Below are 12,354 nucleotides of genomic sequence, written 5' to 3' on the forward strand. Positions count from 1 at the left end.
GCCTGCCATGAGGCTCAAGCGCGACACCGTCGCCGGCGGCGCCTTCGTCGGGCTCGGCGCCGCCTTGTGGGCGTCGAGCGGCGACCTGCCGGTCGGCTCGCTGGCGATGCCCGGCGCCGGCATGGTGCCGATGATCGCCATCGGCCTGGTGATGGTGCTCGGCGGCGTGCTGCTGGTGCGCGGCACCGCCGGCCCGTCCCTCTCGGCCGACCACTGGAGCGACGCCGACCACGCCATCCGGGTCGTCGTCGCCACCGCCATCGCGACGGCGCTCTACACGCGGCTCGGCTTCCTGATCACGGTGCCGCTGCTGCTGTTCGGTCTCGTCGGCTTGGTCGAGCGGCGGAACATCGTCGCTGCCGCCGCCTTCAGCATCGGCGTCACGGCCGTCGCCTGGCTGCTGTTCGCGATGCTGCTGAAGACGCCCCTTCCGCCCGTTCCCTGGTCGTAGCCCGTGGACTCCACCCTCGACAGTCTGCTGCTCGGCTTTTCGGTGGCGCTGCAGCCGGACGTGCTGCTCTATGCGTTCGTCGGCTGCCTGGTCGGAACGCTGGTCGGCATGCTGCCCGGCATCGGGCCGCTCGCCGGCATCAGCATCCTGCTGCCGGCGACGTTCGGGCTCGACGCCACCAAGGCGATCGTGATGCTGGCCGGCATCTATTACGGCTCGCAATACGGCGGCTCGACCACCTCGATCCTGATGCGCATCCCGGGCGAGGCCGCCTCGGTGATGACCTGCATCGACGGCTACGCGATGACGCAGAAAGGCCGCGGCGGCGCGGCGCTGTGCATCGCCGCGGTCGGCTCGTTCGTGGCCGGCACGTTCGGCGTGATCATGCTGACGCTGGTGGCACCGCCGCTCGGCGCCTTCGCGCTGCGCTTCGGGCCGCCGGAGTTCACGGCGCTCCTGGTGCTCGGCCTCGTCTTCCTCGCCTACATGTCGTCGACCTCGCTGGTGCGCACGTTGCTGATGGCAAGCGTCGGGCTGCTGCTCGGAATGGTCGGCATCGACGTGATGACCGGACATTTCCGCTGGGCCTTCGACATCCCCGAGCTCGGCGACGGCATCGGCATCGTGCCGGTGGCGGTCGGCCTGTTCGGGCTCGGCGAGATCCTGTCGACCCCGAGCCGCAGCGTGACGACCAAGGTGGTGTCGCCGCGGCTCCGCGATCTTCTGCCGAGCCGCACCGAGTGGCGCGAGGCGGCGGCGCCGATCGCCCGCGGCAGCGTGCTCGGCTTCATCATCGGCATCGTCCCGGGCTCCGCCCACATCATCTCGAGCTTTTTGTCGTACGCGCTGGAGCGACGGCTCGCCAAGAACCCGGAGGACTTCGGCCGGGGCGCGGTCGCCGGCGTCGCCGGGCCGGAGTCCGCCAACAATGCCGCGTCGACGGGGGCGTTCGTGCCGATGCTGGCGCTCGGCCTGCCGACCGGACCGGTCACCGCCGTGCTGATGGCGGCGCTGCTGATCCACGGCATCCCGCCCGGCCCGCAGCTCGTCACCGAGCATCCGCAAGTGTTCTGGGGCTTCGTCGCCTCGATGTATGTGGGCAATCTGATGTTGCTGGCGCTGAACCTGCCGCTGGTCGGCCTGTTCGTCAGCGTGCTGCGCATCCCCTACGCGTATCTCTACCCGCTGATCGTGATGTTCTGCATCCTCGGCGTCTACGAGGTGAACCATTCGATCGTCGACGTCTGGATCATGCTGATCATGGGCGTCGCCGGTTATCTGCTGCGCAAGTTCGACTTCGACCCGGCGCCGCTGGTGCTCGGCCTGGTGATCGCGCCGATCCTGGAGATGAGCCTGCGACAGTCGCTGGTGATGTCGAACGGCCACTGGAGCATCTTCGTGCAGCGGCCGATCGCCGCAGCGCTGCTCGGCCTCTGCGCGGCGCTGCTGGTGCTCTCCGCCCTCTCGATCCTGCGGCGGCGGCGCGACTGGCGCACCAAGCTCGCCGCCGAGGAAGCCGGCGATGCCGCCTGACCGGCCGGCTCGAAGAACCGGCTTGGCAATTTCTCGGCTGGGCCCGCGGAACCAACTCCACAATCGCGCATTGTCTTGGTTCACCGCGCCGGTGCGTCACTGCCGGCGCCCTTCCATCGGGTCGGGAAGGGTCGGGCGTATCCCGAGCGTCCATCCGGACGCTGTCGCGCTCCTCGAATCCCCCGCCGCCAAGCCGACACTCCGGACCCCCCGGAGCAACGAGAGGATCACATGGGCAAGAGGAACACCAAGGGCATCATCACGGTCGCAGCCGCGGCGATCGCAGTGGCCGGCTTCGGCTTCGCGCCCGCCACTGCGGCGCCGGCCAAGAGCGACACGCCGGATCTCAGTGCCGGGACCGTGGACGCGAGCGCGCAGCGCCGCGCCTATCGGGGCGGCGTCTACCGGGGAGGCGCCTATCGGGGCGGCTACCGGGCCTATGGCTATCGCGGCGGGGCCGGGGTGCCCCTGGCGCTCGGCGCCGCCGCCGTGACGGCGGCCGGCATCGCCGCCGCCAGCAGCTACCAGCGCAACTACTATCAGCCGGCGCCCTACGGCTATTACGGTGGGGGCGGCTACGCACCCTATGGCGCCTACGGCGGATACGGCGGATACGGCGGCTACGGCGGCTGCGGCAATACCCTCGGCTGCGGCTACGGCCGCTGGTGAGGCCGGCGGCCGGCCGGGCGACGCGCGCCATGCGCGACCGCCCGGCACAGACATCGCGATGCGTGATGGCGCTGCCTCGCAGCGCCATTTTTTTGTTGCTTCCGGCGGTGCGTAGTAGCCCGGTCGCCGCGGACCGTTATGGTTGGGCATGGCTGATTCGATCGATCGACTCTTCCGGGCCGTGATGGCCGAGGCGGAAGCCCGTCCGGCGAGCTCCCGGACCGCGCGCCTGCTGCGGTCCAGCCGCGCCAAGATCGCCAAGAAGCTGGTCGAGGAGGCCGCCGAGGTGATCATCGAGGCGATGGACGAGCACCACGACAATGTCGTGCGCGAGAGCGCCGACCTCGTCTACAACCTCACGGTCCTGTGGGCCTCGGTCGGCGTCAAGCCGGTCGAGGTGTGGAAGGAGATGCAGCGGCGCGAGCGCCTCTACGGCATCGCCGAGAAGCTCGCCAAGCGTGCCCCGAAGCGCGCCCCCAAGGCCCGCCGCAAGCGCCCCGCCGCCCAGGCCCGCAAGCGCGGGTGAGCCGCGGGGCAACCGACCGCCTCCTGCGTCGTGCCGCGCGCACAAAACCGTCATGCGCGGACTCGACCCGCACATCCATCACGCTCCGCAAAAACGCTTTGTTCGCAGGATGATGGATCGCCGGGTCAAGCCCGGCGATGACGCCATGCGTGAGGCTCGCTCGCTGTCCCGCTTGATCGTCTCGAGCACGGCCTCGCGTTTGGTGGCGCCAGCATCCGGAGGCCCCGCATGGACATTGTCACACGCGCCGGTTAAGCAGGCGCCATGTTGAGAAAGCTGTACGACTGGTGCATCGGGGCAGCCGGCAAGCGGCGCGCCGCATGGGCGCTCGGCGCGGTTTCGTTCGCGGAGAGCTCGTTCTTTCCGATCCCGCCCGACACGATGCTGATCCCGATGGCGCTGGCGCGCCCGGACAAGGCCTATTACTACGCCGCCGTGTGCACGGTCGCCTCGGTGTTCGGCGGCATGCTGGGCTACGCGATCGGCGCCTATCTCTACGACTCGGTCGGGCTGTGGCTGATCAGCCTTTACGGCTACGGCGACAAGGTCGAGGCGTTCCGGGAGGCCTATGCCCGCTGGGGCTCCTGGATCATCCTGATCAAGGGCGTGACGCCGATCCCCTACAAGATCGTCACCATCACGTCGGGCTTCGCCGGCTATAATTTCCCGTTGTTCGTGCTGCTCTCGTGCATCACCCGCGGCGCCCGCTTCTTCCTCAGCGCCTTCCTGCTCGACCGCTACGGCCCGCAGGCCCGCGCCGCGATCGAGAAGCGCCTCGGCTTCTGGTTCACGGTGTTCCTGGTGGTGCTGATCGGCGGCATCGTCGCGGCCCTCTACGTCATGTGAGACCAAATCCGTTCGCCGTCATTCCGGGGCGCGCTGAAAGCGCGAACCCGGAATCCAGCGGCGATCTCCGAAGGCATGGCTGGATTCCGGGTCCGGCGCTCCGAAGTCGGCTGCAACCGACTTCGGCACGATATGATGCCGATCCCGGGTAAACCCGGGATCGGTGCGCCGTCCCGGAATGACCTCGGAATCCATAACCCGCCTGTGGCCATGGCGCATCCGCCCCGGTTTCCGGTTCCCCCTCGGCGCGAAAACGATCTAGAGTGCCTCCAGGCGAACGCAGATTTGCCGTCCGGGAGGCCTCGACGTGACTGCATTTCCCCTGCCAGAACCATCCTGCCTGCCTGCCACCCCTCGGCGGGCCCGCCCGCATGGCGCGCCGCCCGGCGCCTCGCGACCGACGACCGCCCGGACCGTCTGACCCGCCGCCGCGCCGCCTCCCGCCGCCCCCTCTCCGGCGCGGATCATCTCTCCGCCACGAGACACAAGACCAACAAGGAGCATCCATGACGCGTGGAGTCCGAACCCTCACCCTCGCCGCCGCGACCGTAGCCCTCCTGGCCGGATCGATCCCCGCGGTCGCGCAGACCAAGCTCACCATCATGGTGTTCGCCGGCATGCAGAACCTGCCGATCTTCGCGGCGCAGGCGAAGGGGTTCTTCGCCAAGCGCGGCCTCGAGGTCGACATGAAGATCGCGCCGAACTCGGACGAGCTGCGCAACGGCCTCGCCGACGGCCGCTTCCAGATCGTCCACGCCGCCGCCGACAACTCGGTCGCCATGGTCGAGATGGCCAATGTCGACGCCAAGATCGTGATCGGCGGCGACGACGGCATGAACCGATTGTTCGTCCAGCCCGAGATCGGCTCGGTCGCCGATCTGCGCGGCAAAACCGTCGCGGTCGACGCGCCCAACACGGCCTACGCGTTCCAGCTCTACGAGATGCTGCGGCTCGCCGGGATGGAGAAGGACAAGGACTACAAGATCGCCATCGTCGGCGCGACCTTCAAGCGGGCCGACGCGCTGCTCGCCGACAAGACCATGGCCGGCACCATGCTCAACCCGCCGTTCTCGCTGCGCGCCGCCAAGGGCGGCCTGAAGGATCTCGGCGAGGCGACCAAGACGATCGGCCCCTACCAGGCCTCCGCCGGCTTCGTGCTCGCCACCTGGGGCCGCGCCAACGCCGACACGCTCACGAAGTATCTCTCGGCCTATGTCGAGGGAATGCGCTGGGCCGCCGACCCGAAGAACAAGGCCGAGGCCGTCAAGCTCGTCGCCGACAACCTGAAGATGCCCGAGGACATCGCGACCGCCGGCTACGAGGCGCTGATGACCGGCATGAGCAAGGACGCCGCCTTCGACATGAAGGGCTTCGAGAACGTGCTGGCGCTGCGCGCCCGCCACACCGGCAAGCCGACCAAGCCGGCGGCGGACTACATCGACCTCTCCTACTATCAGAAGGCGATCGCCGGGATGTGAGACCGGATCCGGGTGATCCCTTCGCTGGTCATTCCGGGACGGCGCGGAGCGCCGGACCCGGAATCCAGTCGAGAATGCAGAGTTTGCAGATGGATTCCGGGTTCGCGCCTTCGGCGCGCCCCGGAATGACGGCGACCCCATCATCCGGAAAGCGTATGAGACCGCCCTGCCCGGGACCTCGTGTCCCGGGCCGCGACCTCTCGACGGCTCGCGTGATCGCGATCAGCCGGGCGCCGCGCGATGCTCCCCGGCGTCGTTCCACACGTCCTGACGACGAATCCCCCGCGCGTCGACCTCGAAGCGGTCGATGAAGCGGATGTCGGAAAAGGGCGTTCCGTTCGGCCATTCGCCGAACAGCATGCCGCGGCAGTAGACGACCCAGGCGTCGTTCTGACGCGAGACCTCCCAGGCCTCGATCGTCTTGCCGATGCGGCGATAACGCGACGCCGAGCCGGCGGCGATCGCGGCCGCCCCTTCGCGGCGCACGCCGCCCGGGAAGGTCAGCACCGCGCCCTCGGTCAGGCAGCCCGATGCCGCCGCGCAGTCGCGCCGCTGCATCGCCGCCAGATAGTCCTTCACCAGGGTCAGCGCGGCTTCGCCTGACTCGATCGACCGCATGGTTTCCCTCCGTCAGGCCATCACAGCTCGTTCACGGCACGCGCCGGGGACAGCACCTTGCGCACCACCGAGAACAGCGGCAGAACCGCGATGACCGCGGTGGACACGAGGATCGTCAGCGCGATCGGCCGGTCCAGCAGGAACTCCCAGGAGCCTCGGCCCAGCATCAGCGTCTGCCGCAGGTTGAGCTCGATCGCACCGCCGAGCACATAGGCGAGGATCAGCGGCGCGGTGTCGAACGCGAGCTTGCGCAAGCCGTAGCCGAGCAGCCCGAAGAACAGCAGCAGGCCGAGATCGAACACGCTGTTGTTGAGCGAGTAGCCGCCGACCAGGATGAACAGGATCAGCGGCGCGTACAGAATCTTGTACGGCACCTTGAGGAGCTGCACCCAGACGCCGATCAGCGGCAGGTTCAACAGGAGCAGCATGACGTTGCCGACATACATGGACGCCACGACACTCCAGAACACCTCCGGCTTGCTCTGGATCATCAGCGGCCCCGGCGCGACGCCGTACATCACGAAGGCGCCGAGCAGGATGGCGGTGACCGGGTTTCCGGGCAGGCCGAGCGTCAGCAGCGGGATGAAGGACCCGGCCGCCCCGGCATTGTTGGCCGTCTCGGGCCCGGCGACGCCCTCGATGGCGCCCTTGCCGAACCGCTCGGGATGGGCCGACAGCCGCTTCTCCAGTCCGTAGGACACGAAGGAGGCGAGCGTCGCGCCGCCGCCCGGCAACAGGCCGATCAGGAATCCGAGCACCGAGCCGCGCGCGATCGGACCGGCACACAGCTTCCAGTCCTCGCGCGAGGGCATGAGCTGCTTGATCGGGACCATCTGCACGCTGCGCTGGGACAGACGCTCGAGGTTGTAGAAGATCTCGCCCAGGCCGAACATCCCCATGGCGATCACGACGACGCCGACGCCGTCGGCGAGCTCGGTGATCCCGAACGTGAACCGCGGCTCGCCGGTGACGACGTCCTGCCCGACCATGCTGAGCAGGAGCCCGGCCAGGATCATGACCAGCGACTTGATCACCGAGCCCTTGGCCAGCACCAGCAGCACGACGAAGCCGAGCAGCATCAGCGCGAAATACTCCGGCGGCCCGAACTTGATGGCGAACTCGACCAGCGGCATGCTGATGAGCGCGATGGCGACGGCGCCGAGCGTTCCGGCGATGAACGATCCGATCGCGGCGATGCCGATGGCCGGGCCGGCGCGGCCCTGCTTCGCCATCTGATAGCCGTCGATGCAGGTCATCACGCTCTGCGCCTCGCCCGGGATGTTGACCAGGATCGCCGTGGTCGAGCCGCCGTAGCTGGCGCCGTAATAGATTCCCGCGATCATGATGATCGCCGTCACCGGCTCGAGGCCGACGGTGAGCGGCAGCAGCATGGCGATCGACGCGCTCGGGCCGAGACCGGGCAGCACCCCGATCAGCGTGCCGATCAGCGCGCCCAGGAAGCAGAACATGACGTTGTAGGGTTGCAGGACCGTGATGAACCCGCCGATGAGACCGTCCATCAAAGTCCTCCCAGGATCCCGGCGGGCAGCCGCACGCCGAGGATCAGCACGAACAGCCCATAGGCGGCGAGCGACGAGACCACGGCGGCGACGAGCGCAAACCGGCTGAACGGGCGTCCGATCCCGATGGCGTAGAAGACATACATCAGGGCGAAGCTCGAGATCAGAAAGCCGGCGACCGGCAGCACCAGGATGAACAGGCCGATCAGCACGATGACGGCCGCGACGCGGGCGTAGCCCCAGGTGTCGGGCGGCTCCTCCTCGACGACGCCGGCCTCGGGCCGGCGAACCGCGCGCACGATCAGCGCCGCCGCCAGGCCGATCATCGCGACCCCGACCGCGATCGGCATCGCCCCCGGCCCGACCAGGCGAAGCGTGCCGACGTCGAGGTCGGTCGCCAGCCAGATCGTCAGGAGGCCGACGGCGAGGAACGCCACGCCGCCGACGAGATCGCGCGAGATCGCGGGCGCGACGATCATTTCGCCATTCCGAGATCGCGCAGCAGGCCGAGATAGAACTTGTCCTCGGCCTCGAGATCGCGCTGGAACTGATCCGGTCCGGTCACGTCGACCTCGGCCAGCGCCCGCTTGGCGAAGTCGACGAACTCGGGCGCGGCGCTGGCCTGCCTGACGGCGTCGGCGATCCTGGCGACGACCTCGTCGGGCGTCTTCGCCGGCGCGAGGAAGCCGACGCGCGGCGGCATGGCGAGATCGACGCCGGCCTCGCGGATGGTCGGCACGTCGGGGATCACCTTGGCGCGAGTGTCGCCGAACTGGGCGATCGCGATCAGGCGCTTGCCCTCGACCTGCGGCCAGATCGCCTGGGCGAAGCCGAGCGCCAGATCGACGGTGCCGCCGACCGTGGCGGTGACGGCCGGCGTCACCCCCTGGAACGGAATGTGGTTGAGCTTGATGCCGGCCGCGCGCGCGAACGCCGCACCGGCCAGATGGGTGGCGCCGCCCGTGCCGGCGCTGCCGTATGTCACCTTGTCGGGATTGGCCTTGGCATACGCGATCAGCGACTTGAGGTCCTTGAAGGCGGCGCCCGGATAGGCGCCCATCATGTTCGGGCCGGTGGTGACCTGGGCGACGCCGCGCAGGTCGGCAAAGCCGTAAGGCAGCTTGTTCTGGTGCGGCGCGACCGTCTGGACCGAGGTGACGGCGAACAGCAGCGTGTGGCCGTCCGGCTTGGCGTTCTTGGCGACATAGTTGGTGCCGACCGAGCCGCCCGCGCCCGGCTTGGTCTCCACCACCACCGGCTTGCCGAGGATCTTCTCCATCTGCATGCCGAGGATGCGCACGAGCTGGTCGGTCGAGCCCGGCGAATACGGCACGATCACGGTGATGGGCTCGGTCGGATAGGCGGCGCGCGCGTTGCGGGTGCCGATCAGCCCGGCCGCCGCCGTCCCGGCGGCGACCTTCAGCATGGTCCGCCGGCTCCACCCGGGCGTCGTCAAGATCTTGCTCATCTCAAATCCCTTCGCGATGGGGGCTTGCGTTGCTCGCAGGTGAAAGCGTGGCGGTCGGCGACCTGCCGGTCGCCGGCTTGCCCTTCGCCGCCGCGGCGCGGCGGGCAGCCGCCCGGCCGGCGATGAAGCCGAGCCCGAGCGCCGACAGCAGACCGTTGCCGGACACGTAGCCGAGGCTGCCGTGACGGCCGCTGATGCCGCAGGCGGCGCCACCGCCGGCATAGAGGCCCGCGATCGGCGTGCCGTCCGCGCGCAGCACGCGGGCCTCGGTGTCGACGATCACGCCGCCCTGGGTGTGGAACAGCGCCGGCGCGATGCGCGTCACCACATAGGGCGGCACCAGCGGCGCGAGGCCCCAGGCGGTGCGGCCGAACGGATCGGCCGCTTCGCCCCGGGCCGCGGCGTCCGCGCTCGCCAGGACGGCGGCGAGGCGCGCCTCCGGGCAGCCGACCAGGCGGGCGAGATCCGCCACCGTGGCGGCCTCGCGGGCGCCACCGTGATCCACGAGCTCGCCGAACTCGGGCTGGCCGGCGGCGGTGAGATCGCGGATGCGACGATCGTAGATCGCGAAGGTCGGCCGCTGGTGGCGGGCGGCGTGCTCGGCGAAGGCCGAGTAGCCCTGGCTCTCGTCGGCGAACCGGGCGCCCGCGTCGTCGACGACGACGCCGCCCTTCTCGACGATCGTCCAGGTGACCAGCGCGCCGTGCGGCTGGGCAACCCCGGCATGAGCCTGGAAGGACGCCATGTTGCCGAGCCGGGCGCCGAGCGCCTCGCCCCACACCACCGCATCGCCCTCGCTGCCGGTGGCGCCGAAATGCGGGATCGCCGCCATGTCCGGACAGAAGCGATCGAGCAGCGCGCGGCTGTTGCCGAAGCCCGAGCAGGCCAGCACGGTCGCCGCCGCGCCGATGCGGGCGGTGTCGCCGCCGTCGGCCTTGGTCACGGCGCCGCACACGGCCCCGCCGTCGACGATCAGCGCCACCGCCGGATTGCCGAACGCGACGGGGATGTCGCGCGCCTCGGTGGCGCGCTCGAGATCTCGGATCAGGTCGGCGCCGCGGCGCGAGGGCGGCGCGTGCAGGCGGCAGACGCTGTGGCCGACATGGCGATAATGGGTGATCAGCGTCAGGTCGACGCCGACGCGGTCGAGCAGGAAGTGCACCAGCTCGGCCGAGATGCCGGCGAGACGATCGACCATGTGGTCGGCGTCGTGGCGGCCGGCCACCCGCCGCAGATCGGCGGCGAAGCGGTCCGGATCGTCGGCGATGCCGGCGGCGCGCTGCAGCCGCGTGCCGGCGGCCGGGATGGATCCGCTCGACAGGACCGTGTTGCCGGCGAAGCGATCGAGCTTCTCCACCACGGCGACCTCGGCGCCCGCCGCCTGGGCGGCCAGCGCCGCCACCAGGCCGCAGCCGCCGGCGCCGACGACCAGCACGTCGACCTCGGCGTCGAAGCGCGCGTCGAACTCCGCGGCCGGTACGAGCGAAACCACCTTGGTCCTCCGGCTATTTCTCGGCCGGCGCGATGCCGTACTTGGTTTCCAGCACGTCGGTCGTCAGCAGCCTGGCCTCCAGGCTGCGCATCTCGGAATAGCCCATCAGCGCCGTGATCTCGTCGATGCCGGCGACCATTTCCGGATGGTCGACCGGCTCGCCGGTGGCGACCACCTGCTTCATCATCTCCAGCGCATTCGACATGGCGCGGATGGCGGCGCCCGGCAGCATGCGCGGCAGGCTGACGCGGCGCACGCCCAGCGCCTTCAGGCGCGGCAGCGGGATCAGCGGCGTCGTCGGCCGCGCGCGGATGCCGAAGCCCATGTTGATCGAGACGGGCACGCCGGCCGCCGCGACGATGCGGGCGATGTCCTCCTCGCGCTTGACCGCGTCCGGAAAGATCATGTCGGCGCCCGCCTCCGCATAGGCGCGGACGCGGCGGACCGCACCCTCGATCCCCTCGATCGCCAACGCATCGGTGCGCGCGACGATGACGAAGCCGTCGTTGCGACGGGCGAGGCACGCCGCCTCGATCTTCTTCACCATCTCGGCGAGCGGAATCACCTCCTTGCCGGGCATGTGGCCGCAGCGCTTGGGCGCGACCTGATCCTCGATGTTGATGCCGGCGACGCCCGCCTCCTCGAACATCTGCACCGTGTAGTGGACGTTCATCGGGTTGCCGTAACCGGTGTCGGCGTCGCAGGTGATCGGGATCGCGACGGACCGGGCGAGATAGCGGCAGTGGTCGACGTTCTCGCGCAGCCCCATGACGCCGATGTCGTCGATGCCCAGGATGGCGTTGGAGATCGCCGCGCCGCTGGTGGCGGCACACTTGAACCCGGCCTTCTCGACCAGCCGCGCGCTGTAGCCGTCGTAGATTCCGGGCGCGACCATGAGCTCGCCGGAGTTCATGTAGGCGCGGTACTGCTCGACCTTGCCGGTCGCTGCTTGTGAATTCACCAAGGCCTCACCCTGTGTCATGCCGCCGAGACGTCGGCATCGGTGCCGACGGCTTCGGCCGAAGCGGGAAGATGGCGCAGCACGTTCTCGGCCGCGCGGGCGATGTGGGAGCGCATCAGCGATTCGGCGAGCTCGCCGTCGCGATTGCGGATGGCCAAAACGATCTGCCGGTGCTCGGTATAGGCGATAGACCGGCGCTCGCCGGCGGAGCCGGACCAGCGCCGGTACAGGCGCAGCAGATGATAGAGATCGCCGCACAGCGTATCGACGATGCGGGCGTTGCCGCTGGCGCGCACGATCCGCTCGTGGAAGTCGAACGTCTCGGCGGGAGACTGGCGGTCGTCCGCGCCGAGGCCGATGCGGCGATTGTGGTCCAGACCGGCCGCCAGCGCCTCGACGTCGGCCGGGTCCATGCGCTGCGCGGCGAGCCGGCTGGCATAGCCTTCGAGCGCCTCGCGCATCTCGAACAGCTCGCGCACGGCCCGCGGCTCCAGCGTGATCACGCGGGCGCGCATGAACGGCTCCCGCGAGACGAGCTGGATGCCCTGCAGCCGGCGCACCGCCTCGCGCACCGGACCGCGACTGACACTGAAGCGCGCGGCCAGGACCGACTCGTTGACGACGGCGCCGGGCGGCAGCTCGCAACTATAGATCAGGTCGAGCAGCCGCTCGAACACGTCGTCGCCCAGAGTGGCCTTCTGCGCCATGTGCGATCCTCGACGGACGGAAATAGTGTCAACACTCTCACAAATCTTGTGAGAGGCGTCAATGTCGCTGGCCGGGGTCATGGCG

At 69.6% G+C, this 12,354-nt stretch carries 13 protein-coding genes; 6 read left to right on the plus strand and 7 right to left on the minus strand.

The window, feature by feature from the left end; all coding sequences use genetic code 11:
- Positions 1–7: 7 nt before the first annotated feature.
- The 6 genes from HXX10_RS13110 to HXX10_RS13135 all read left to right on the plus strand — a co-directional run bounded on the left by HXX10_RS13110 (position 8) and on the right by HXX10_RS13135 (position 5,503).
- Entirely contained in the window at positions 8–451 is a 444-nt protein-coding gene (locus HXX10_RS13110) for a tripartite tricarboxylate transporter TctB family protein (RefSeq protein ID WP_296522758.1), read from the plus strand.
- 3 nt (positions 452–454) lie between these two features.
- Positions 455–1,984 carry a tripartite tricarboxylate transporter permease gene (locus tag HXX10_RS13115; protein WP_296522760.1) on the plus strand — a complete coding sequence of 510 codons (1,530 nt, stop codon included), beginning with the start codon at positions 455–457 and terminating at the stop codon, positions 1,982–1,984.
- Positions 1,985–2,215: 231 nt separating this feature from the next.
- A complete protein-coding gene (locus HXX10_RS13120; RefSeq protein ID WP_296522761.1) occupies positions 2,216–2,653 on the plus strand; it encodes a hypothetical protein in 438 nt (145 codons plus the stop codon).
- Between the two features lie 148 nt (positions 2,654–2,801).
- A complete protein-coding gene (hisE, locus tag HXX10_RS13125; protein ID WP_296522762.1) occupies positions 2,802–3,179 on the plus strand; it encodes a phosphoribosyl-ATP diphosphatase in 378 nt (125 codons plus the stop codon).
- A gap of 264 nt (positions 3,180–3,443) precedes the next feature.
- Positions 3,444–4,025, plus strand: coding sequence for a YqaA family protein (locus HXX10_RS13130; protein WP_296522763.1), 582 nt, complete (start codon positions 3,444–3,446; stop codon positions 4,023–4,025).
- A gap of 506 nt (positions 4,026–4,531) precedes the next feature.
- Positions 4,532–5,503 (plus strand): ABC transporter substrate-binding protein, encoded by a 972-nt coding sequence (locus tag HXX10_RS13135; RefSeq protein WP_296522764.1) that lies wholly within the window; start codon positions 4,532–4,534, stop codon positions 5,501–5,503.
- 222 nt (positions 5,504–5,725) lie between these two features.
- Here the strand turns inward: HXX10_RS13135 and HXX10_RS13140 are convergent, their stop codons facing one another.
- The 7 genes from HXX10_RS13140 to HXX10_RS13170 are packed head-to-tail and all read right to left on the minus strand — an operon-like array spanning position 5,726 to position 12,269.
- Entirely contained in the window at positions 5,726–6,121 is a 396-nt protein-coding gene (locus tag HXX10_RS13140; RefSeq protein ID WP_296522765.1) for a DUF4440 domain-containing protein, read from the minus strand.
- 20 nt (positions 6,122–6,141) lie between these two features.
- The gene (locus HXX10_RS13145) at positions 6,142–7,641 is read right to left on the minus strand and encodes a tripartite tricarboxylate transporter permease (protein ID WP_296522766.1); all 1,500 of its coding nucleotides are present in this window, start codon (positions 7,639–7,641) and stop codon (positions 6,142–6,144) included.
- Positions 7,641–8,120, minus strand: a complete 480-nt coding sequence (locus tag HXX10_RS13150) for a tripartite tricarboxylate transporter TctB family protein (RefSeq protein WP_296522767.1) — start codon at positions 8,118–8,120, stop codon at positions 7,641–7,643. Before HXX10_RS13150 ends, HXX10_RS13145 begins: the two co-directional genes overlap by 1 nt.
- A complete protein-coding gene (locus tag HXX10_RS13155) occupies positions 8,117–9,109 on the minus strand; it encodes a tripartite tricarboxylate transporter substrate binding protein (protein ID WP_296522768.1) in 993 nt (330 codons plus the stop codon). The genes HXX10_RS13150 and HXX10_RS13155 overlap by 4 nt, the downstream gene beginning before the upstream one ends.
- Position 9,110: 1 nt before the next feature.
- Positions 9,111–10,601, minus strand: coding sequence for an FAD-binding protein (locus HXX10_RS13160; RefSeq protein ID WP_296522769.1), 1,491 nt, complete (start codon positions 10,599–10,601; stop codon positions 9,111–9,113).
- Between the two features lie 13 nt (positions 10,602–10,614).
- Positions 10,615–11,562 (minus strand): isocitrate lyase/PEP mutase family protein, encoded by a 948-nt coding sequence (locus HXX10_RS13165; RefSeq protein ID WP_296522771.1) that lies wholly within the window; start codon positions 11,560–11,562, stop codon positions 10,615–10,617.
- A gap of 17 nt (positions 11,563–11,579) precedes the next feature.
- Positions 11,580–12,269 carry a GntR family transcriptional regulator gene (locus HXX10_RS13170; RefSeq protein WP_296522772.1) on the minus strand — a complete coding sequence of 230 codons (690 nt, stop codon included), beginning with the start codon at positions 12,267–12,269 and terminating at the stop codon, positions 11,580–11,582.
- Between the last annotated feature and the right edge of the window lie 85 nt (positions 12,270–12,354).

It is taken from the genome of Rhodoplanes sp., assembly GCF_013377085.1.
Lineage (GTDB): Bacteria > Pseudomonadota > Alphaproteobacteria > Rhizobiales > Xanthobacteraceae > Rhodoplanes.

What these genes read in the sequence shown, in the direction of transcription:
- HXX10_RS13120 (WP_296522761.1), top strand. Translation starts at nt 2,216, where the DNA reads ATGGGCAAGAGGAACACCAAGGGCATCATCACGGTCGCAGCCGCGGCG.
- HXX10_RS13145 (WP_296522766.1), bottom strand. Translation starts at nt 7,641, where the DNA reads ATGGACGGTCTCATCGGCGGGTTCATCACGGTCCTGCAACCCTACAAC.
- HXX10_RS13150 (WP_296522767.1), bottom strand. Translation starts at nt 8,120, where the DNA reads ATGATCGTCGCGCCCGCGATCTCGCGCGATCTCGTCGGCGGCGTGGCG.
- HXX10_RS13140 (WP_296522765.1), bottom strand. Translation starts at nt 6,121, where the DNA reads ATGCGGTCGATCGAGTCAGGCGAAGCCGCGCTGACCCTGGTGAAGGAC.
- HXX10_RS13135 (WP_296522764.1), top strand. Translation starts at nt 4,532, where the DNA reads ATGACGCGTGGAGTCCGAACCCTCACCCTCGCCGCCGCGACCGTAGCC.
- HXX10_RS13110 (WP_296522758.1), top strand. Translation starts at nt 8, where the DNA reads ATGAGGCTCAAGCGCGACACCGTCGCCGGCGGCGCCTTCGTCGGGCTC.
- HXX10_RS13130 (WP_296522763.1), top strand. Translation starts at nt 3,444, where the DNA reads ATGTTGAGAAAGCTGTACGACTGGTGCATCGGGGCAGCCGGCAAGCGG.
- hisE (WP_296522762.1), top strand. Translation starts at nt 2,802, where the DNA reads ATGGCTGATTCGATCGATCGACTCTTCCGGGCCGTGATGGCCGAGGCG.
- HXX10_RS13155 (WP_296522768.1), bottom strand. Translation starts at nt 9,109, where the DNA reads ATGAGCAAGATCTTGACGACGCCCGGGTGGAGCCGGCGGACCATGCTG.
- HXX10_RS13170 (WP_296522772.1), bottom strand. Translation starts at nt 12,269, where the DNA reads ATGGCGCAGAAGGCCACTCTGGGCGACGACGTGTTCGAGCGGCTGCTC.